Annotated in this window: 22 protein-coding genes; 2 read left to right on the top strand and 20 right to left on the bottom strand. The window is 67.6% G+C overall.

Features of this window, described 5'->3' with window-relative positions; all coding sequences use genetic code 11:
• Positions 1 to 121 precede the first annotated feature (121 nt).
• From RJ03_RS02100 to ftsH, 18 genes are all read right to left on the bottom strand, one after another.
• Entirely contained in the window at positions 122 to 1,087 is a 966-nt protein-coding gene (locus RJ03_RS02100) for an esterase/lipase family protein (protein ID WP_036497457.1), read from the bottom strand.
• A 117-nt stretch (positions 1,088 to 1,204) separates the two neighbouring features.
• Entirely contained in the window at positions 1,205 to 1,828 is a 624-nt protein-coding gene (locus RJ03_RS02095; RefSeq protein WP_036497456.1) for an FHA domain-containing protein, read from the bottom strand.
• 187 nt (positions 1,829 to 2,015) lie between these two features.
• Positions 2,016 to 2,381, bottom strand: coding sequence for a histone-like nucleoid-structuring protein Lsr2 (locus RJ03_RS02090; protein WP_030517338.1), 366 nt, complete (start codon positions 2,379 to 2,381; stop codon positions 2,016 to 2,018).
• Between the two features lie 114 nt (positions 2,382 to 2,495).
• Positions 2,496 to 3,962 (bottom strand): lysine--tRNA ligase, encoded by a 1,467-nt coding sequence (gene lysS, locus RJ03_RS02085; RefSeq protein ID WP_036497454.1) that lies wholly within the window; start codon positions 3,960 to 3,962, stop codon positions 2,496 to 2,498.
• A 165-nt stretch (positions 3,963 to 4,127) separates the two neighbouring features.
• Entirely contained in the window at positions 4,128 to 4,565 is a 438-nt protein-coding gene (locus RJ03_RS02080) for a rhodanese-like domain-containing protein (protein ID WP_036497453.1), read from the bottom strand.
• Complete coding sequence (locus RJ03_RS02075) at positions 4,562 to 5,221, bottom strand: cupin domain-containing protein (RefSeq protein WP_083870547.1); 660 nt, start codon at positions 5,219 to 5,221, stop codon at positions 4,562 to 4,564. The genes RJ03_RS02080 and RJ03_RS02075 overlap by 4 nt, the downstream gene beginning before the upstream one ends.
• A gap of 176 nt (positions 5,222 to 5,397) precedes the next feature.
• Positions 5,398 to 6,192: a type III pantothenate kinase gene (locus RJ03_RS02070; RefSeq protein WP_036497452.1), complete on the bottom strand. Its 795-nt coding sequence runs from the start codon at positions 6,190 to 6,192 to the stop codon at positions 5,398 to 5,400.
• 21 nt (positions 6,193 to 6,213) lie between these two features.
• On the bottom strand, positions 6,214 to 6,633 hold the full coding sequence (gene panD, locus RJ03_RS02065; protein ID WP_030517343.1) for an aspartate 1-decarboxylase: 420 nt from the start codon (positions 6,631 to 6,633) through the stop codon (positions 6,214 to 6,216).
• Positions 6,634 to 6,647: 14 nt separating this feature from the next.
• Positions 6,648 to 7,601: a pantoate--beta-alanine ligase gene (gene panC, locus RJ03_RS02060; RefSeq protein WP_051024151.1), complete on the bottom strand. Its 954-nt coding sequence runs from the start codon at positions 7,599 to 7,601 to the stop codon at positions 6,648 to 6,650.
• Positions 7,601 to 8,584, bottom strand: coding sequence for a Rossmann-like and DUF2520 domain-containing protein (locus tag RJ03_RS02055; RefSeq protein WP_083870546.1), 984 nt, complete (start codon positions 8,582 to 8,584; stop codon positions 7,601 to 7,603). Before RJ03_RS02055 ends, panC begins: the two co-directional genes overlap by 1 nt.
• Positions 8,585 to 8,781: 197 nt before the next feature.
• Positions 8,782 to 9,765 (bottom strand): AurF N-oxygenase family protein, encoded by a 984-nt coding sequence (locus RJ03_RS02050; protein WP_036497450.1) that lies wholly within the window; start codon positions 9,763 to 9,765, stop codon positions 8,782 to 8,784.
• A gap of 90 nt (positions 9,766 to 9,855) precedes the next feature.
• On the bottom strand, positions 9,856 to 10,944 hold the full coding sequence (locus tag RJ03_RS02045) for a DUF6779 domain-containing protein (RefSeq protein ID WP_157163319.1): 1,089 nt from the start codon (positions 10,942 to 10,944) through the stop codon (positions 9,856 to 9,858).
• A 70-nt stretch (positions 10,945 to 11,014) separates the two neighbouring features.
• On the bottom strand, positions 11,015 to 11,485 hold the full coding sequence (locus RJ03_RS02040) for a DUF3180 domain-containing protein (protein ID WP_036497449.1): 471 nt from the start codon (positions 11,483 to 11,485) through the stop codon (positions 11,015 to 11,017).
• A gap of 22 nt (positions 11,486 to 11,507) precedes the next feature.
• Positions 11,508 to 12,032 carry a 2-amino-4-hydroxy-6-hydroxymethyldihydropteridine diphosphokinase gene (folK, locus tag RJ03_RS02035; protein ID WP_036497448.1) on the bottom strand — a complete coding sequence of 175 codons (525 nt, stop codon included), beginning with the start codon at positions 12,030 to 12,032 and terminating at the stop codon, positions 11,508 to 11,510.
• A complete protein-coding gene (gene folB / locus RJ03_RS02030) occupies positions 12,029 to 12,421 on the bottom strand; it encodes a dihydroneopterin aldolase (RefSeq protein ID WP_036497446.1) in 393 nt (130 codons plus the stop codon). Before folB ends, folK begins: the two co-directional genes overlap by 4 nt.
• Complete coding sequence (gene folP / locus RJ03_RS02025; protein WP_083870545.1) at positions 12,418 to 13,368, bottom strand: dihydropteroate synthase; 951 nt, start codon at positions 13,366 to 13,368, stop codon at positions 12,418 to 12,420. Before folP ends, folB begins: the two co-directional genes overlap by 4 nt.
• A gap of 10 nt (positions 13,369 to 13,378) precedes the next feature.
• Positions 13,379 to 14,050, bottom strand: coding sequence for a GTP cyclohydrolase I FolE (folE, locus tag RJ03_RS02020; protein WP_036497445.1), 672 nt, complete (start codon positions 14,048 to 14,050; stop codon positions 13,379 to 13,381).
• Positions 14,051 to 14,125: 75 nt separating this feature from the next.
• A complete protein-coding gene (gene ftsH, locus RJ03_RS02015) occupies positions 14,126 to 16,516 on the bottom strand; it encodes an ATP-dependent zinc metalloprotease FtsH (protein WP_036497444.1) in 2,391 nt (796 codons plus the stop codon).
• A gap of 311 nt (positions 16,517 to 16,827) precedes the next feature.
• Between ftsH and RJ03_RS02010 the strand changes: the two genes are divergently transcribed.
• The gene (locus RJ03_RS02010; RefSeq protein WP_036497442.1) at positions 16,828 to 17,751 is read left to right on the top strand and encodes a hypothetical protein; all 924 of its coding nucleotides are present in this window, start codon (positions 16,828 to 16,830) and stop codon (positions 17,749 to 17,751) included.
• Between the two features lie 4 nt (positions 17,752 to 17,755).
• Here the strand turns inward: RJ03_RS02010 and RJ03_RS02005 are convergent, their stop codons facing one another.
• Positions 17,756 to 18,577 (bottom strand): DUF1266 domain-containing protein, encoded by an 822-nt coding sequence (locus RJ03_RS02005; RefSeq protein WP_245552159.1) that lies wholly within the window; start codon positions 18,575 to 18,577, stop codon positions 17,756 to 17,758.
• Positions 18,578 to 18,761: 184 nt separating this feature from the next.
• Here RJ03_RS02005 and RJ03_RS02000 point away from each other — a divergent pair, with 184 nt between their 5' ends.
• A complete protein-coding gene (locus RJ03_RS02000) occupies positions 18,762 to 19,013 on the top strand; it encodes a DUF2277 domain-containing protein (RefSeq protein WP_036497439.1) in 252 nt (83 codons plus the stop codon).
• A gap of 4 nt (positions 19,014 to 19,017) precedes the next feature.
• On the opposite strand, the gene RJ03_RS01995 is transcribed toward RJ03_RS02000, so the two are convergent.
• Entirely contained in the window at positions 19,018 to 20,409 is a 1,392-nt protein-coding gene (locus RJ03_RS01995) for a PucR family transcriptional regulator (RefSeq protein WP_036497437.1), read from the bottom strand.
• Positions 20,410 to 20,730: the final 321 nt, after the last annotated feature.

Genomic DNA, 20,730 nt, shown 5'->3' with positions numbered 1-20,730 from the left:
CAACGCGAGTCATACCGTTCCAACGCGGCACCAACCCGGAACGTTTCCCCAGCAACTACGCCCACAGCTGAATTTTCCCCTTCCGCTTCGCGACGGCGGGGTTCGCGGCCCGGATACGGAACTATCCGGTGATCGGCGGGATGAAGTGGCAGGGCACCGGCCGCGGATCGTCCGGATCCAGGGCGTTGAGCGCGAACGCCGCCGCCCGGTCGCTGCCCGCGATGCCCGCGTGCTCCGAGTAGTCCGCCGCGCAGCCGTCCTGGACCACGACGTTCGTCGTGTTCGGGCCGGGTACCAGGGCGACGGTGTACGGCACCACCAGCTCGTCGTAGCGGGTCTCGATATTGGTGTAGGTGACGTCCGGGTCGTACACGCCGTCGGCGTTCAGGGAGCGGATGAAATCCGTGCTACCCGTCATCTGCGCACAAGCGGCACAGGGGCTCGCCCCCAGGGCGGCGTCGAAGGCCGGCCCCGCGCCCAGCCGCCCCGCGATATCGCGAGCCGGGTCGATCACCGGGCCGAAGGTGCCCAGCCACGGCGCCGCGATCGCCACGAACTTGTCGACCTTGTCGGCACCGCCCAGTCGCTTCACGAAGTAGTTGCCCACCAGATTGCCCTGCGAGTGCGCGATCAGATCGACCTTCTCGGCGCCGGTCGCCGCCAGCACCCGGTCCACGAACTCCGCGAGCTGCGCCGAACTGTCCTCGATCGGCCGCATCCCGCCGATCGCCGAGAGCGGCCACGGCAGATCGTAGGCGCCGTAGGTCAGCGAATAGACGCAATATCCCTCGTTGGCCAGCAGCGGCGCGTACACGCCCCAGTTCGTCTGCGCCCCGCCGCCGGTGCCGTGCACCAGCACGACGGGTTCGGGATGGGCGTCGCTGGGCCGGCACGACCAGTCGTCGGCGCCGGGCAGGGATCCACCCGGATTTCGCAGCTCGTACGGAATGCCGGAGAAGAAGTTGTAGTCCACCGGATATTCGGCGTGGGCCGCGGCGGCGGCGGTCACCCACAGCATGCTCGAGATCGCCAGGACGAGCGCGGCTCCGAGCGCCCGGCGCGGCAGATGCGCGATATGAGACGGCATCGGGATCCCCTCCCAAAAAAAATAGAACGTGTTTCAACACGCTAGCGGGAAAAGGGGACCATTCGGATCGATACCGACGGGTAACCGGAATCGCCGGTCACATCCGGCGGCCGGGTATCAGAGGTCGCGGTGCGAGATGATGCCGTTCTGGATGGCCAGCGCCGCCAGTCGCACCCGCTTCTGATTCTGCGGCAGGTCCTCGACGCCGAACTTCGAAAACAGCGCGCGCAGATGGGTTTTGATCGCGTCCACGCTCAGGTACAACTCGTCGGCGATCTGCTGATTGGATGCGGGCGTGGCGAATTCGGTGTTGCCGCGATACGGGCGGCACAGCGCGATCAGTACCGCGCGCTGGGTATCGGTGAGCGATCGCGGACTCGGGACCGAGCCGACCGAGGTCCGGGTCGCATCGTCGACCCTGCCGGTGTAATCGTGGAACGACAGCATCGAGGTCCCGACCCGGATGCGGTCGCCGGCCTCGAGCCGGCGGCGGCCGGCCAGTCGCTCCCCGTTGACGAAGGTGCCGTTGCGCGACAGTCCGTCGTCGACGATGGTCCAGTGCGCGCCCAGATATTCCACGGCCGCGTGCAATCGCGATACCTCGGCATCCCAGCCCAGCGACAGATCCGCCTGCGGCGAACGCCCGATGGTGATGCGCTGATGATCCGGGGTCAGCGTCAATTCGTGCCGGCTGCCGGTGTCGTCGATGAACCGGAGAAACGATTCGTGAATGTCCGTCACCGCGTTGCTACCCCCACCCTCGTACCGCCAGTGACGTGGTCTGCATAAGCCCCATGGTGCCGCGCCGACGCGGCGGCGAGCAAGATCACCACGCCGGGGGCCGCATCGAAATGCCGCTGCCGCCCGGACGTCGCACGATTCCTCCGGGCGGCAGCGGCACAGACGCAGCCGGGTCTTTTCGACCGCACTAGTTGTTGCGGCCGACTTCCTTGTGGTAGCTCTCCACGACATCGGCGGAGATGCGACCACGCGCGGAAACCTTGTGGCCCTTACGCCGCGCCCATTCCCGAATTGCCGCACTCTGTTCGCGATCCATGGAAACTCGGCCCTTCGGCGCACCGGTGGTCGCACCGACCGGCTTGCTGCGCCGGCGACCGCTCACCCGACGGGCATTGGCGACCCACACGTCCAGCCCGTCCCGCAGCTTCGCCGCATTCGCCGCGGACAGGTCGATCTCGTACGAAACACCGTCGATCGCGAACTCGATGGTCTCGTCCGCAATGGACTCACCATCGACATCGTCGATCAGGCTAACGGTGACCTTCTTTGCCATGAGATGAACGTCCTCTCGAAATCGTGCGACCCGGATACCAGGCCGATGCCCGAGTCGAGAATACCTCTAGATACGAAATTTCCAAGACGGGGAATCGGCATTCAAACCCGGTACTCAGCGACCGGACGGACGCACAATTGGGAAGAGTATGGTTTCCCGGATTCCGAGTCCGGTCAGTGCCATCAGCAAGCGGTCGATTCCCATACCGGTACCCGTTGTCGGCGGCATACCGTGTTCCATGGCGGCGAGGAAGTCCTCGTCCAGCCGCATGGCCTCGTCGTCACCAGCGGCGGCCAGTCTGGCCTGGTCGACAAAACGTTCCCGCTGCACGACCGGATCCACGAGTTCCGAATAGCCGGTGGCCAACTCGAATCCGCGGACATACAGATCCCACTTCTCGGTGACGCCCGGCTTACTGCGGTGCTGCCGTGTCAGCGGCGACGTCTCCACCGGGAAGTCACGCACGAAAGTGGGGGCATAGAGCTTGTCGCCATAGCTGTGTTCCCACAGTTCCTCGACAAGTTTGCCGTGGCCGTAACCCTTGTCCGGAGGAATTTCCAGACCGACCCGATCGGCCAGTGCGAGCAATTCCGGAACAGTAGTTTCCGGCGTTACCTCGACACCCAGCGAATCGGATAGCGAAGGATACATCTCGACGGTGTTCCACTCACCACTCAGATCGTATTCCGTACCGTCGGCGAGCGTGACGACCTGAGTGCCGAAGACCTCTTGCGCGACTTCCTGGATCAATTCCCGCATCATCAGCGCGGAATCGTCGTAGGTGCCGTAGGCCTCATAAGTTTCCAACATCGCGAACTCGGGCGAATGCGTCGAGTCGGCACCCTCGTTACGGAAGTTGCGGTTGATCTCGAAGACCTTCTCGATCCCGCCCACCACGCAGCGCTTCAGGAACAACTCCGGCGCGATGCGCAGATACAGATCCATATCCAGCGCATTGGAATGGGTGACGAACGGCCGCGCCGCCGCACCCCCGTGCAGGGTCTGCAGCATCGGCGTCTCGACCTCGAGGAAACCCCTGCGCTCCAACGCATTTCGCAGTGCGCGCACCGCCGCGATCCGGGTGCGGGCGTTCTCCCGCGCCTCCGGCCGCACGATGAGGTCGACATAGCGCTGCCGGACCCGCGACTCCTCGCTCAGTTCTTTGTGCGCCACCGGCAGCGGACGCAGCGATTTGGCCGCCATCGACCAGGAATCGGCCATCACGCTCAGTTCCCCGGTACGGGAGGAGATGACCTCACCGTGCACGAAGACGAAATCACCCAGATCGACATCGGCCTTCCACGCCGCCAGCGCGTCGGCGCCGACACCGTTCAGGCTGATCATCGCCTGCAGCTTGGTGCCGTCACCCTCCTGCAGCGTGGCGAAGCACAGCTTGCCGGTATTGCGCATGAAGATGACGCGGCCGGCCACACCGGCCTGCACCCCCGTGCTGGTGTCGGGCTCGAGGTCGGGATAGGCGGCGCGGATCTCGGCGAGGCTGTGGGTCCGCGGCACCACGACCGGATACGCCTCGACGCCCGCGTCGATCAGCCGCTCACGCTTCTCCCGGCGGATCCGCATCTGCTCGGGAACGTCGACTTCCGCTGCGGCAGGATGCGATTGCCCCGCGGGAACCCGGCCCGCGGAGCCACCGGACGAAGGGCTGTTCGGGGTGCTCACAGCGAACCACCCTATCGTGCGCCGGAAATCGTTTCGCGCGCGCCCGACCCCCGCTCACCCGGGCGATTAGAGCGAGACGAGTGCGTTGATCTCACCGGCCAGATGCGGTGCGCCGGCGGCCACAGACAGCAGCCCCGCGGCCTTTACCGCCTGATAGCCACCGACCAGATCGGTGGCCCGGTGCAGACCCAACTGCTGCAGTGCCGCGGCCGCCAGACTCGACGTGTAGCCCTCCGAGCAGACGATCACCCATTCCCGGTCGTGATCGGTGGCCAGTGCGAGCCGCGCGGAGCTGGTGGGGTCCAGCCGCCACTCCAGCACGTTGCGCTCGATCACCAGGGCGCCCGGCAGGGTGCCCTCCTTGACGCGCTGGGCTTGCGGGCGAATATCGACCAGCAGGGCGCCGCGCGCGATCGCCTCCGGTAATTCGAATGCGTACATGCGCGTCAATCGCGCACGCGCCGCCTCCAGCATGTCATTGATGGTGAGATGCGTGTGCGTCATTTCACATCGCCTTCGGGCTGGTCGGTGAGCACGGTACGGGTGCGCCGCAGCGTTCCGTGGCCGGTCACTTCGTAATACGACATGGCGGACAGAGGTGGTGAATACGCGTGCACCGACAGCGTCGGATTCGACGGTTCGGGCACACCCGCGACGTGGTCCGGGGCACGCACCACGTCGTGCACCCAGCCGAGCGGGAAGGAGGCCTGATCACCGGCGGCGAGGGTGCGCTGACGCAATTCCTTACCGTTCCAGCGGAATTCCGAGAGCGCGCCGCTCAACACGGTCAGCGCGCCGAGCGAGCCGGCATGGTCGTGTAATTCCGTCGACCGGTCCGGCACCCAGCTGATCAACCAGACGTCGACCTCGTCGTCGGCGAGAAGGCGTACCGCCCAACGGTTTTCGGTGGGCCACACGCCGGCCGACGGCAGCAGATGATCGAAGCGGCCGGCCAGGACGTCCTCGGCACCCTCGTCCGTCAGCCGCAACAGGTCCGCCGGCCGCAACCGGGTCGGCAACGCGGACGAGACCGAACGATCGGTGATCTCCGCGGCGAGCCGGTTGGCCGGGCGAGCGGGCGGCAACTGCCCCGTCCGGCGGCGCGCGGCGTCACCGCTCGCGGCGGAGGTAACAGCAGAGGTGATTACAGAGGAACGCATGAGCGAAGCTCCAGGAGTAGTGGATGGCCGAGGGCGGATACGCAGCCTCGACAATCAGCCGAGGCGAATCAGCCTCGACAACACTCCTGGGTGCTCACGCGGAAAGTCACGAGCCGAAGTCTAGCAGGGTGGTCGGCGCGTGCAAGAGCGGTGTGTTCCACCCCACAGCAGCGCCCTCACGGGCGGCGGCGCTGCTGGTTGCGCTCGTAGACCAGACGCAGCCCGTCCAGGGTCAGATGCGGCTCGTGGTGGTCGATGGTCTCGGATTCGGGGACGATCAGTGGTGCGGTCGGGCCCGTCGCCACCACCGACACGTCGTCACCGGCGAAGGCGTCGAGCTCGTCGCGGATCCGGTCGATCAAACCGTCGACCAGCCCGGCGAAGCCGAACACCGCACCGGACTGCATGCATTCCATGCTGTTCTTACCCACCACCGACCGCGGGCGGGTCAGCTCCGCGCGTCGCAGCGCACTGCGGGCCACCAGCGCCTCGGTGGAGATCTCCACCCCGGGCGCGATGGTCCCGCCGAGGAACTCTCCCTTCGCCGACACCAGGTCGACACAGATGGCGGTGCCGAAATCGACCACGATCGCCGGCGATTCGAAACGGTGATATGCCGCAAGGCAATTCACGATCCGGTCGGCGCCGACCTCTTTCGGATTGTCGACCAGCAGCGGAATTCCGGTGCGCACACCAGGTTCCACCAGCACGTGCGGCACGTGCGACCAGTAGCGGCCCAACATGGTTCGCAGCTCCCGCAGCACCGGCGGCACCGTCGACAGGGCCGACACCCCGACCACCTGATCCAGCCGCTCGCCCACCAAACCCCGTACCTGCATGGCGAATTCGTCGGCGGTCAGCAACGGATTGGTGTGCACGCGCCAGGTGTGCACCAGTTCCGCATGCGCACCACTGCCCGAGAACAGGCCGATCTCGATACTGGTGTTGCGGACGTCGATCGTCAGCAGCATCCTCGCCCCGCTGCCCGCGGCTCAGGCGAAGGTCAGCGAGCGCGGCGAGGTCAACCCCGAACCCTCCGGGGCGTGCGCCGGGTCCGAACCCAGCTCCACCGGACGGTTGCGGTCGTCGACGAACACCACCCGCGGCTGGTACTCGCGCAGCTCGGCCTCGTCCATCATGCCGTAGGCGATCAGGATGACGAGATCACCCGGATTCACCAGATGCGCTGCGGCGCCATTGATTCCGATCACACCCGAACCGCGCTCACCGGCGATCACATAGGTTTCCAGGCGAGCGCCGTTGTCGATATCGACGATGCAGACCTGCTCGCCCTCGAGCAGATCGGCGGCATCCATCAGATCCGGGTCCACGGTCACCGAACCGACATAGTGCAGATCGGCGTGGGTCACCGTGGCACGGTGGATCTTCGACTTCATCATGGTGCGCAACATCGTGGTCGCCTTTCCTATGCGTCGGCCTGGGCAGGCTGGAAATCGGGGACAGCGTTGTGGCCGCCCGCGGCGGGGACGGTGACGGGGACGTTGTCGATCAAACGGGTGGCGCCGATTCGAGCGGCCACCAGCAGACGAGCGTTCCCGCTGCTCGGAATGGGGCCCAGATCCGAACCGCGCAACTCCAGGTAGTCGACATCGACACCGGTCGCGCCGTCGAGCACCGAACGGGCCGCGGCCACCACCGCGTCGGGACCCCGCCCCGCCGCATGCCGGCCCGCGGCCAGCGCGGCGGACAAGGTGATCGCCAATTCGCGCTGCTGCGCGTCCAGATAGCGGTTGCGCGAGGACAGCGCCAGGCCGTCGGATTCGCGCACCGTGGGCACCGCGACGATCTCGACGTCGAAGTTCAGATCCCGGACCATCTGCCGGATCAGAGTCAGCTGCTGATAGTCCTTCTCGCCGAAGAACGCCTCGTGCGGACGGACGATCTGCAGCAGTTTCGCCACCACCGTCAACATTCCGGCGAAGTGGGTCGGCCGGCTGGCGCCCTCCAACTCGGCGCCGAGCGGTCCCGGATGGACCGAGGTGCGCGGGCCCTCCGGATACATCTGGGCCACGCTCGGCGCGAACACCAGCGCCACGCCCTCCTCGCGCAGCAGCGCCACATCGCTGTCGAGCGTGCGCGGATACTTGTCGAAGTCCTCGTTCTCGCCGAACTGCAGCGGATTGACGAAAATCGACACCACCACAACCTGATTCGTGCGCTTGGCGCGGCGCACCAACTCCAGATGGCCCTCGTGCAGGGCACCCATCGTCGGCACCAGCGCGACCTTGCGACCCACCCCGCGCAACGCGGAGGTCACCGCCGAGAGCCCGGCCGGCTCGTGCACCACCGTCAGCTCGCCCGGGCGATACAGGGTGCGCAACTGCTCCGGGGTCAGCTTCTTCGCTCGCGAATTCGACATCAGTGTCCCTCCAGCAGACCGATCAGATCCGGGCTCGTGCGGGCCAGCTGCGCCGTCCGCAGCGACATCGCGCGATAGCCCGCGGCCAGCTCCGGATCGGCCGCGGCCAGTGCCTCCAGGTGCGCCGACACCGCGAGGGCGTCACCACGCGCCACCGGACCGGTCAAGGCGGGCAGACCACGACGCAGCGCATTGTCCAGCGCCGCCGACGCCAGCGGCGCCAGCATCCGCTCCGCCAAACCGTTGGGCTGCTCGTCGACCACCTGCTGCCCCAGCAGACCCGGGCCGTCCAGCGCCGCCCGCAACGCCGCCACCGCGTCGACGATCAGAGTGACCAGATGATTACTGCCGTGCGCGAGAGCCGCGTGATAGAGCGGCCGGTTCTCCTCCGGCACCCGCACCGGTTCGCCGCCCATCTCGATCACCAGCGACTGCGCGATCGCATAACCGATCTCGTCGGCCGCGGTGATGCCGAAACAGGCATTCGCCAAGCGGGCGGTGTCCTCGTCGTGGCCGGTGAAGGTCATCGCCGGATGGATCGCCAGCGGGCGGACACCGGTCAGCGGGGACAATACGGCCACGCCGTTCGCCCCCGAGGTATGCGCGACGATCGTTCCCGGGCGGACCACCTGCGCGGTCGCCAAACCGGCCACCAGACCGGGCAGTTCACTGTCCGGCACGGCCAGAATCAGCAGTTCGCTGCGCGCCGCGATCTCCTCCACCGGCAAGATCTGCGACTCCGGCAACCGCGTCCGCGCCCGATGCCGCGACGCATCGGAAATCGCGCACACCCCGAACACCACATGGCCGGCGCGCTCCAGCGCGACACCCAGCGCCGAGCCCACCCGGCCCGCCGACACGATGCCGACCGTCAGCCGAGCAGGCGCCGGATCGGAGCCGGAAACAGCGGATGAGCCCGATACCGCGGGCGCGGCGGGGCGCGATGAACCGGCCTCGTCGGGCCGCGAAAAATCGGAGGTCACCGTTGTCCTCTCGGAAGGCGTTCCAGTCCCGCATGGCGGGTACCGGACGTTACGAGTCGAGAATAGGTAGTGACCGGGGGCGCTGCCAGAGGACCCGCGCGTGATATTTCCCTCAGTACGGCTGAAAGACCGTCAGGGTGCACATCGATGTCGACATGCACCCTGACGGATGACCTGCCAAGCGGCGGGGACCGGCCCTAGGCGGCCTTGCGGGCGGGTTCGCTGCGGTAGCGGGAGGTGGGGCCGTGGATGCCCAGGAGGCGCCAGGCGACCTTGGCCACGGGGTTCATCAGGCCGCTGGTGCTGGCCAGGGCTCGGACGTCACCGAAGATGTTGCGCATGGTGACCTGGGACTCCGCGCTACCCCAGTAGGCCTCGCGCATCACCTCCGCGGGGATGTCGAACTTCTCCACGAACTCCCTGGGCGGAGTCATGATCATGTCGAGCATGATCCGCATCGCGGTCGGGAAGAGCAGCGACAGCACGAACTTCGTGGCCGGATGCATGCCCGGCACGTTGCGGCGCAGATATTCGTGCGCGAACGAGATGTGGCGGGCCTCTTCGGCCACGTGGATCTGCATCACCCGCTGCACCATCGGATGCAGGTCGGTGCCGGCGCGCAGCAGCGACTTCTGCAGGTGGTCGATGGGTTCCTCACCGCCGAGGATCATCGTGAAGAACAGCTCCGGGAAGTACTTCACGGCCGGCCAGATGATCATGGTGAGCTTGCGGTCGATGGTGCCCATGCCGACCACATCCTCGCCGATGCGGTTGATCATCTCCTGGAACATCATCGTGTGGTTGCACTCTTCGGCCGCCTCGTGCGTCACGTAGCGGAATTCCGGATCACCGTTGGGCACCGACACCAGGTACTGCATCAGGCCGCGGATCAGCAGCTGTTCGAAATCCAAGCCGACCTTGGCGATGCCGGCCTGCCGCCACATACCCATCGCGATCTGACGTTCCACCGGCTGCGCCTTGTACCAGGGGTGGCGGCCCAGCGGGTCCTCGTCCGGCAAGACCCAGCGGGTGTCGGTCGGATCGACCGCGAATTCCGGTGAGTCCCAATCGATGTCGACGTAGGGGTCGAAGTTCTTGTGGACCGACCCCTCGGACAGACCACGCAGGATCTCGTGATAATCCGGATCGGCCGACGTGTTCTTTACAGCAGCGGACAGCATCTTCGGTGTCTCCTTCGCATACTCCTCCTGCGAAAGTTACCGATACTGCGCGTCACATGCAACCTGTTTCACGGCAGCCGTCGCTGGGTATCACGACGAGCCGTTCTGCTCCGATCGCAGGTTGGCCATGATTTCCGCGACGGTGAGCTTGCGTCCCGGCTGATTCTCGTCGGAATCGGCGTGGCGACGGCGACGGGAACCGGCGGTACCCATGGTCGTCGCCGGTTGGACGGGGGCCAGCCGCGGCACCGAGGAATTCGGGCGCGAGTCGCCGGATTCCGCAGCGCCCGCCTTCGCCGGCTCGGAATTCTCGTTCGCCGACGCGGTGCCGGATTTCACCGAGGTCGACGCGGGGCCGGCCTGCCCGTCAGCGGCCGTCCGGTCGGATGTGGATCCGGGAGCCTCGGCCTTCGAAGATCCGAACCCCGACGGATCCGGCTGCCCAGACTCGGCGGTCGCGTCCCGGCGGTCGCCGTTCCCTTCATCATCCGTCGATCGGACGGACGACTCCCCTTCCTCATCCGACGCCTCCACCGACACCACGGCGGTCTCCGCCGTCACCGGATCGTCGTACGGACTGGCGAAGGCCGGAGGTTCGGGATGGTCGGGATCGAAGACCGGCGAGACCACGTGCAGCGGCACGGCCGGCGCGCTCCACGCGTCCCAGGTGTCGGTTTCCTGCGAGCTACCGTTCGCCACGGTGGCGCGGGTGAGCTCCTGCACGCGCACAGCCTCGGCACGCAGCGCCGGTCGGTCGACCAGTAGGTCGCCGTCGAACAGTCGCTGCAGGCTTTCGCGCAACACGGTCAGCTCACTCCGCAGCGCGGCCAGTTCGGCGGCGTCGGCGCCGATCTCCCGGCGCACCCGCGATTCGACGCCGAGTTCGTATTCACGCCGGGCGGTGATCTCGCGTTCGAGCTGCAACTCGTAGACCTTCTGCAGGTCACGAGCCTTGGCCTGATCGATCGCCGCATCCCGGCGATAGCGGGTCGCCGCCAGCGCGGCCACCGCGGCGGCCCACAGAGCCGCGACCAAACCGACCCGGACCAACTGCACATTGTTGCTGAAAATCAGAAACACGCTGGCAATCAGACCGAGCAGAATTAATACGCCGACGACGATTTTTCCCGCGTTGTCCCGCTGTCGCGGGGAAGCACTGCTACGGGAGGGTGAAACCATGTCCGCAAGGGTAACTCGAATAGCGGATTTCGGCGCGCAGCCGGTCCGGAACTCGACTCAACCGTGTTAGCTATGAGGTAGCTGGTTCGTCTGGTGGCTCATGTGGCGCGCGGCAGCAATACTCCAGCCACAGCGCGGCGGCGACCAACACCACACCGGCGATCAGACCCACGATGGCGCCGGGAGTGTCCGACGCGGCCGCGCGCATATCCGACCGCTGCGGCAGCACCCAGATCAGGAAGCCCAGCCACACGCCGGCCGCCAGGGAACCCACCTGGGCCGAAGCCTTCGCCAGCGCCACCGCGCGGGCCGCGGTGATCGGATGCAACTGTTTCGGACCGTCACCGATGCGGTGATCGCCGACGCGGGCGCGAATCACGAACGCCAGCACCGCTTCCACGGCGGCCACCGGATACAGCGAGGCGGCCGCGATCACCGTGATCGGCGGAAAGCTCGAATAGGCCCAGCGAGTCGCCACCCACGCCACCGCGGCGGCGATCAGGACGTTCGCGAGCAGGTCCAGAATCTTGGTCGGCCTCATGACATTCACGACCAGCCACCGATCATCGTTGCGCCGCGGACAGCGACAGGTCGGTGAGCCGGACGCCGTCGATCTCGTCCGGATCGAGTTCGGACAGCAGGTCCCGGATCGGCCGGGTCCGGCCGTCGACCTCCAGCGTCGCATCGGGTTCGATCTCGGCCCACGGCACCAGAACGAATGCGCGGTGGTGCGCCTGCGGGTGCGGCAGCGTCAGTTCCGGATCCGCACTGGTCACCGGCCGCAGCCCCTCGGCGCACCAGATCACGTCGACATCCAGAGTTCGTGCGCCCCAGCGGATCTCGCGGACACGCCCGGACCGCTGCTCGAGCTGCTGTCCGCGGTCGAGCCAATCGCGTGGGCCCAGCTCCGAATCCTCCACCACCACAACGGCATTGAGGTAGTCCTCCTGCGGCACTCCACCCCACGGCGCGGTCGAGTACACCGGCGACACCGCGACCAGCTGCGGCGTCAGCGCCTCCACCACGCTGCGGAGATGGGCGAGCCGATCTCCCAGATTCGACCCGATCGACAGCACCGCACGGCTCATCCGGCCACCTCCGGGGTCGGCGGTACGTCTCGCCGCCTGGTGGCCACCACGCGAACATCGGCGAAGGCATGCGGAATCGGCGCCGAGGGCTTGTGCACGACCACCTCCGCGGCGACGACGCGCTCATCGCGCATCACATCGTCGGCGATCTCGGCGGCGACGGTCTCGATCAGATTGCGCGGCGGGCCGGAGACGATCGCGACCGCGTGCTGCGCCAGCTCGCCGTAGTCGACGGTGGCCGACAGCTCATCGGTCGCGGCCGCCTTCGCGAAATCCAGCCACAGGGTGATGTCGACCAGGAATTCCTGGCCGTCGCGGCGCTCGAAATCGAAGCAGCCGTGGTGACCGTAGGCGCGCAGGCCGCGCAGCTCGATGCGATCGGTACTCACTCGCTCCCCTGATGGTGTGAACCAGCGGATTCGGCGGCTCGCCGCTGCCCGGACTCGGCGGCTCGCCGCTGCCCGGATTCGGCGGCTCGCCGCTGCCCGGATTCGGCGGCTCGCCGCCAGGCATCCGCGACGGCGATGGCGTCGAGCGACGACCGCACATCGTGCACTCGCACGCCCCACGCGCCGTGCTGGGCGGCCAGGGCCGAGATGGTGGCGGTGGCGACCTCGCGCCCGTCGGGCGGGCGCGGTCCGGACTCGTCGGCCAGCAGCGAACCCAGGAAACGCTTGCGGGAGGCGCCGACCAGAATCGGCAACCCCTGGGCCGTCAGTTCCGGCAGTGCGCCCAGCAGGGCCCAGTTGTGCCCGGCGTTCTTGGCGAAGCCGAGGCCCGGGTCCAGGACGAGCCGGCTCGGATGCACGCCGGCCGCCATGGCCAGATCCACCTGCGCCGAGAGTTCGGCCAGCACTTCGCGCACGACGTCGTCGTAATGATCGGCCGGGCCGATGTGGCGATGGTCGGCATTAGCCCGCCAGTGCATCAGAATCCACGGGATCTCTGCGGCGGCAACGACTTTCACCATCTCGGCATCCGCGCGACCACCGGACACGTCGTTGACGACGCTCACTCCGGCGTCGATCGCGGCGGCCGCGACACTCGCCCGCATGGTGTCCACGCTGGTCGGCACGCCGGCCTCCACCAGACCGCGAATCACCGGGACCACCCGCTGGGCCTCGGTCTCGGGATCGATGCGAACGGCGCCCGGGCGGGTGGATTCACCGCCCACATCGATGATGTCGGCGCCCGCCTCGTACAACCGCACCCCGTGGGCGACCGCGACGGCCGGGTCGAGATAGCGGCCACCGTCGGAGAAGGAGTCGCTGGTGACGTTCACCACGCCCATCACCACGCACGAGCGCCCGTCCCGGGGAGTGATCACTGCGCTCATGGGCGATCGCTCATTTGCGCAGGATCAGGTCGAGGGCCTCGGCGCGCGAGGAGGCGTTGGTCTGCAGCAGGCCACGCACCGCGGAGGTGGTGGTGCTGGCGCCCGGCTTGCGGATGCCGCGCATCGCCATGCACAGGTGTTCGGCCTCGACCACCACGATGGCGCCGCGCGGATCCAGTTTCCGCATCACCGCGTCGGCGATCTGGCTGGTCAGCCGCTCCTGAACCTGCGGCCGCTTGGCGTACAGGTCGACGAGGCGGGCCAGTTTGGACAGACCGGTGACCCGCCCCTGCGGACCCGGGATGTAGCCGACGTGCGCGACCCCGTGGAAGGACACCAGGTGGTGTTCGCAGGTCGAATACATCGGGATGTCGCGCACCAGCACCAATTCCTGATGCCCCTCGTCGAAGGTGGTGTTCAGCACCGAATCCGGTTCCACGTACAGACCCGCGAACATTTCGAGATAGGCGCGCGCGACCCGGGCCGGGGTATCGATCAGCCCGGGCCGGTCGGGATCCTCCCCGACCGCGACCAGTAGTTCCCGTACCGCCGCCTCGGCCCGCTTCTGATCGAAGGTCCGACCGGTCCCCAGCGCGATCGGAGCCGGTGCCTCCGCAACCACGGCGGCACCCGCGCCCGACGCCGAATCGGAGCCGGCGGGAGCGCTGTTGTTGGCCGACATACGAGGACACCTCCACAATCACGTAAATCAACGCGCCGACAGCGCGGTTCGACCGTCGAGCCTAATCGCAGCCGGTCAGCGGCGGCTGTTCGGTCCGTCCCAATCGCCGTGATCCTGGGTGCCGTTCTGCGTCGAACCCTCCTGATCTCCGGACCACTCGGGCCGGCGATGACCACCGCTGTAGCGCTGGGGTTCGCCGTATCCCTGGGATCCGCCGTAGCCACTGTCGTACTCCGGCTGCTGCTGCGGCGCACCGCCCGCGGACGGATCCTCCTGCGGCGGCCAGCCCGGAGCCGACCAGTCGGCGGGAGCGCCGTAATCCGGGCGGGAGCCGTGCGTACCCTGCCGCGGCGGATATCCCGGGCCATTCGCGGGCCGCGGGTAGTTACCGGGCTGCGGGGCCGGATAGCCGTAGCCGGGGGTCGGAGCCGGGGCCGGGTTGCGATGACCCTCCTGCGGATAACCGTTGGCCGGCACCGGCTGCGGAGCGGGCCGGCTCGGCTTGCGGGTCTCTGCCTCCTCCGGCCACGGTTCGCCGCGTTCGGCGGCGAGCTCGCGCGGGGTCTTCACCGGCGGCCGGTCCGAGGGCACACGTTCACCGAAATCGTTGAAGGCGGTGATGCGCGGACGCTTGTCGACGGTGGCGAGGACCTGTTCGAGATCCTTGCGGTGCAGGGTCTCGCGCTCCAGCAGCGCGGTGGCCAGCGCGTCGAGTTCGTCGCGATATTCGTTGAGGATCGCCCAGGCCTCGGTGTGCGCGGCCTCGATGAGGTTGCGCACCTCCTCGTCGATCTCGCGGGCCACCTCGTGCGAGTAGTCCGAGCCGGTGCCCATCGTGCGGCCCAGGAACGGGTCGCCCTGTTCCTGGCCGTAGCGCACCGCGCCCAACCGGGCACTCATGCCGTATTCGGTGACCATCGCGCGCGCGATCTTGGTCGCCTGGTCGATATCGGACGAGGCGCCGGTGGTCGGCTCGTGGAAGACCAGTTCCTCGGCCGCGCGGCCACCCATCGCCATCACCAGGCGGGCGATCATCTCCGACCGGGTCATCAGGCCCTTGTCGTCCTCGGGCACGGTCATGGCATGGCCGCCGGTGCGACCGCGGGCCAGGATGGTGACCTTGTAGACGGGCTCGATATCGGGCATCGCCCACGCGGCCAGGGTGTGACCACCCTCGTGGTAGGCGGTGATCTTCTTCTCGTGTTCGCTGATGATCCGGCTCTTGCGACGCGGACCGCCGATCACCCGGTCGACCGATTCCTCCAGGGCCGGTCCGGTGATGACGTTGCCGTGCTCACGCGCGGTGAGCAGCGCCGCCTCGTTGATCACATTGGCCAGATCGGCACCCGACATGCCGACGGTGCGTTTGGCGAGGCCGTCCAGATCGGCATCGGGCGCGATCGGCTTGCCCTGCGAATGCACCCGCAGAATCGCGCGCCGACCGGCGAGGTCCGGATTGCCGACCGGGATCTGGCGGTCGAAGCGGCCCGGACGCAGCAGCGCCGGGTCCAGGATGTCCGGCCGGTTGGTGGCCGCGATGATGATGACGCCGGTGCGATCGCCGAAACCGTCCATCTCGACCAACAACTGGTTCAGCGTCTGCTCGCGCTCGTCGTGACCACCGCCGAGGCCGGCGCCGCGCTGGCGGCCGACCGCGTCGATCTCGTCGACGAAGATGATGCAGGGGCTGTTCTGCTTGGCCTGGTCGAACAGGTCGCGCACGCGCGAGGCGCCGACACCGACGAACATCTCGACGAAGTCGGAACCGGAGATGGTGAAGAACGGCACCCCGGCCTCACCCGCGACCGCGCGGGCCAGCAGCGTCTTACCGGTTCCGGGCGGGCCGTAGAGCAGCACGCCCTTGGGAATCTTGGCGCCCAGCGCCTGATAGCGAGCCGGGTTCTGCAGGAAGTCCTTGATCTCGTACAGCTCTTCGACGGCCTCGTCGGCGCCGGCCACATCGGCGAATGTGGTCTTCGGCATATCCTTCGACAGCTGTTTGGCCTTGGATTTACCGAAGCCCATCATGCCGCCGCGGCCACCGCCCTGCATGCGGGCCATCACGAAGACGAACAGGCCCAGCAGAATCACCATCGGCAGCACGAACAGCAGCACCTGGGTGAACCAGGAGTCCTGTTTGACCTCGGTGTTGTACGGCGCGCCCGAGGCCTGGACATCCCGCAGGATCTGCGCCGAGACCTCGCTGCCACCGGGGTACTTGGCCATGATCTGGGTCTGGCCGCCGGTGGCGTCGTTGCCGTTTTTCAGGGTGATGCGCAGCTGCTGCGATTTGTCATCGATCTGGACCTGCTTGACGTTCTGCTTGTCGGCAAGCTGGGTGAGCGCCACCGAGGTATCGACGTTCTTCCAGCCGCGCGTGTCGTTGCTGAAGTAGCTGACCAGATAGATCACGAGCAGGATGCCCGCGACTATGGCCAGGTTGCGAAACACTGTCTTGCGGTTCATAGAGCGTCGGCCGGCGGGCCAGTCCTTTCCGGTGTTTCCGGTGTATGCCTACTATGCGTCGGGCGGGGCCGTATCCATACCGGCACCGACCGGGTCGGGCAGAACGGATGCGGACAAGCCACGTTACCGCGTACGGTCTACTCGATACATCGCGCAGTTCGGCAGCTGATGCAGTTCAACAGGTAAACGGTCGGAGAACGCTGGTGGTTCCCGGCCTATCGGGCGATCACCTCGCGGTGTCCGTCCAAGTGGTCCCAATCATGGCATGCACGACCTATTGTGAGCGACAACACAGGACGAACGCAGGGGGTATGGACATAGTCGAGCTACGGACACCCACAGCGATACTGCGCCACGGCGGCGGGCGACTCCAGGTTCTGCGGCCGGGCACCGATGGCGAGCGGGTGCTCGACGTTCCGGTGTCGGACCTGCTGAAGGTCCGGCTGAACCGGCGCGCCGACGACGCCGTCGTGATCGAGATCTACCTGCGTTATCCGAGTCCGGTCCTCACCGGCGTCCCGGCCGACCGCACCCCGCTCCCGGTGCTGATCGCCGAACACGACGTGCCGGCCGCGACCGTGATCGTGGAGCGGATCAACTCCCAGATCCTGGCAACCCAGCGCATCGATATGTCGGCGCCCGATCTGGTCCCTCCCGCACCGGTCTGGGGTAAGACCGGACCGACCCGGGCCGACGTCGACCGCGCGATCCGGCGGATGGCACCCCGGCGGGAGACCCGCTCGGCCGCCGGAGCACTGCACACGATGGTCACACCCGACGAGTTCATGCTGGAGACGGCGATGGTCACCGCGGTCCCACCGGCCGGACGCGGGCGCGGGCTGCTGGCCGTCACCACCGGGCGGGTACTGCTGCTCTCGATCGGTTCCACCCCGCGCTATGCGCACGAGATGCCCGTCTCGGCGCTGATCTCGGCCGAGGTCGGTAAGGGTTCGGGCGACGAACCGGGTGGCGATTACGGCATCGACCTCACCGACGGCAATACGACGCTGAGTTTTCTGGGGACCGACCGGGCCGATACCGATCGGATCGTCGGCGCGGTGAACTTCGCGATTCAGCGCGAATCCGCCGACGGCGCCGTGGCGCCGCCGGATCCGGGCGTGGCCCAGCTGTATTCGGAGTGGGAACTACTGGTCGAGCGACATTCGCTGGCGATGGTGGACGATGCGCAGTTCCAGCGTTACGGCCGCGGGATCCTGCGCTCGCTCCCCGACTGAGGCGCTACTCGCCTTGGAGCGCGATGCGCCGCCACGGACTGGTCGGCCGCATCCATAGTCGGACCAGTTCGAGCCGCCGATCGGTGCCGCCGGACTTGAGCACGGCCATGTCCTCACAGGCCTGCCAGTAGGTCCAGCCGGTGAGATAGGCGTCGCCGAACTGCCGCCAATTGCGGTAGCGCTTCTGCGTCGGCGGCAGCGCGCGCATCACGTAATCCCAGGCCGTATCGGCCTCGAGGTAGCCGGCGGTGAAGGCCATCCGTGCCACCGCGACCACCCGGGCGAGATCCCAGGCCTGGATATCGGCGGGCAGCGGCTGCACCAGATGGCCGGTCAGATCGAGTTTGATCGCCTGGGACCAGATGTCGTAGTCGCGGACCAGCGCCTCCGGGTTGTCCATCCCCCGAAACGCCCCGACCTGCCGCAGGAAGGCGCGATGCCGATCGGCGCGCTCACCGAAGCGGTCCCGTTCGGGCGAATTGAGGGCCGCGTTCACCAGCGGATGGACCAGCGCGTACAGCGGTGCGTGCATCCCGTCGAGCAGCTGTTCCATCGACGCCATCGCCTCGGTCCCGTCGGTGATGCCCCAGGCCCCGGTCAGGGTGTCGATGGCCAGTTCGCGGCGGTCGCCGAGCGGATGTTCTCGTTCGGGTCCGAGCAGCAGGGCATCGTGGAAGGCGTCCCAGCGGGCGGAATAGAACGCCCCCAGGGACAGCGCGCGCAATTCGTCGTCGGAAACCTGAGCGCCGGACCAGTGGTCGTCCTCGCGCTCGTCCAGTTCCGGATAGGGGAATGTGGTCAGGGTCGGCATGTCGCGGGCAGCCATGGTTCCGATTGTGTCGCATCGGCCATCCGGGGGTTCGGTTATCTCCCGATGCCGTGTCGACTGTGACCCGGAAGGCCGGATTCCGGCGCTTCTGGACATACCGCCACAGTCCGATACACACATTTTTCACATTTGCCGTTTCATCGGGCGCCGTAAGCCCCTGACTAGGGCTACTCTCGGCGCCATGGGTAGCAACATCACCGTGCTGCGCGGGCTCGAACCCCGCGCCACCGACCAGGAAATCTTCGCTGCCGCACAGGAATACGTGCGGAAGGTGGGTGGCCTGACCGGTCTGTCGTATGTCACGAAACCGGCCTTCGACAAGGCGGTGGCCGCGGTGGCCGCGGCGACGACGACGCTGCTGGCCGAACTGCCAGACCATCCGGTGACCGCGGCCGCGGAACCGCCGCTGCGCGCGACCGGCGACCGCGTCTGAGCGCTCACACCCCGTAGACCGCCACGCATTCCAGCGCCAGCTCGAGCCGCAGGCCACATTCCTCGATGCGACGCCCGAGCGTTTCCTCGATGCGCTGAATGCGGTAGCGGACCGTGTTCTTGTGCACGCCCAGACGCGCCGCCGCACCCTCCGGGCTGCGGTGACAGCGCAGATAGGCGAGCAGCGTCTCGCGCAGCCGCGCCGAATTCGCATCCGGTGCGGCCAGCGCTCCGAGTTCCCGCCGGATCAGCGCGCGCATCGCCGCGACGTCCGCACCGGCCAGATAGGCGGGTTCGACCCGCGCGTACGGCAGCACCCGGCCGAGATCGACGGCCGCCCGCTCGGCCACCTGCCTGGCCGCGATCGCATCGCGATGGCTCTGCCGGAATCCGGCCACACCCGTCGCGGACGAGCCCAGCGTGAGGCGGATCGGCGCGGCGACGATATCGGCGGCCGCGGCGGCGACCGCCTCGGCATCGGCCGCGAGCCACGCCCACAGCGCCGCCGAACCCGCCGGCACGGTGAGGACGCCGACCCCGCCGAGCGCGGTGGCCAGCCGCGTGGCCGTTCGTTCCAGCCGTCCGAGTTCATCACTGCCGGCCGCCAGCCGGTCGTCCGCGCCGATATCCCCCGCGGCGCCACTGTTGCCGGCGAGGCCATCGCCCTGCGGGCCGGTCACGGCGTCCGGGCCTTCCCGCCGGCCGTCGCCCGCGCCGGGGAGGGCGAACCCGTCCACCGCGGCGGACAGGAGCGCACCGGCACCGCGCGCAACAGAATCGGTCCACAGCACGATCGCGACCTGGCGTTGCCCGAGACGGAATCCCAGCCGCGCCGAGGCGTGGTCCGCGTCGATGTCCTCACCCGACAGCAAGGTCCGCACGATCTCGGTGCGCTGGTTGAGCGCCGCGCGCAGGCCGCGCTCCCGCTCCTGCATATAGGTGTCGGTCAGCGCCTCGACGGAGGTGTTCACCCAGCGGGTGGAGCGTTCGAACAGCCGGATCAGCGCCGAGCGTTCGAACTGCTCGGGCAGCCGGCGCTCGTCGATCACCTCGGTCATGTAGTCGATCGCGGCCTCCTGGCCGGCGTGGTAAACGCGGAGCAGGAGCCGCAGGTCGTAGCCACGGCGGGCCAGCGTGCGGGCGAAGGCGTGCGCTTGTTCGGGGACCGCGTACTCCATCGCGTCCTGGGTGAGGCCGCTGAGGACGGCCAGGGCGTGTGCCCGGGTGCTGGATTCCAGATCGCGGCGCAGATCGCGATCGGTCAGTTCCGGCACGCGGCCGATGATCTGCGCGTCGAGCCGGGCCACCATCTGTTCGAGGGTCTCGCCGCGCAGTGTCTCGGCGACGAAATCGGCCATCCACTGCCGGACCGCCACATCGGACGGGGCTGTCGCCATCACCGATCCCCTCGTTCACCCGATCTCGTTGTGCAGCCCGCCGGCGGCCGCGAAGTTTTTGTGCTCCGGTGCCAAATTACAGCCGAGTCCTTGACCGCAAAGACCAAGCAGCACGCGAATCATTGTGACACGATCATAGATCAGTGAAGTGATTCACAATGTCAACCGTTCGCAGCGCAGCGCACGTGGGGAGAGACAGCATCGTGCCGAATACCGAACCGTCACCCGGCGAATCCACGGCCGGGAAATCGACCGGCGCAAACAAGCCGGCCGCCCGTAAGACCGCGGGCCGGACCGCGGCCAAGAAGACGCCCGCGAAGG

Origin of the sequence: Nocardia aobensis NBRC 100429, from assembly GCF_000308375.1 — a bacterium.
In the GTDB taxonomy this organism is placed as follows: Bacteria; Actinomycetota; Actinomycetes; order Mycobacteriales; family Mycobacteriaceae; genus Nocardia; species Nocardia aobensis.
This window is presented reverse-complemented; position numbering and strand designations above follow the sequence as displayed.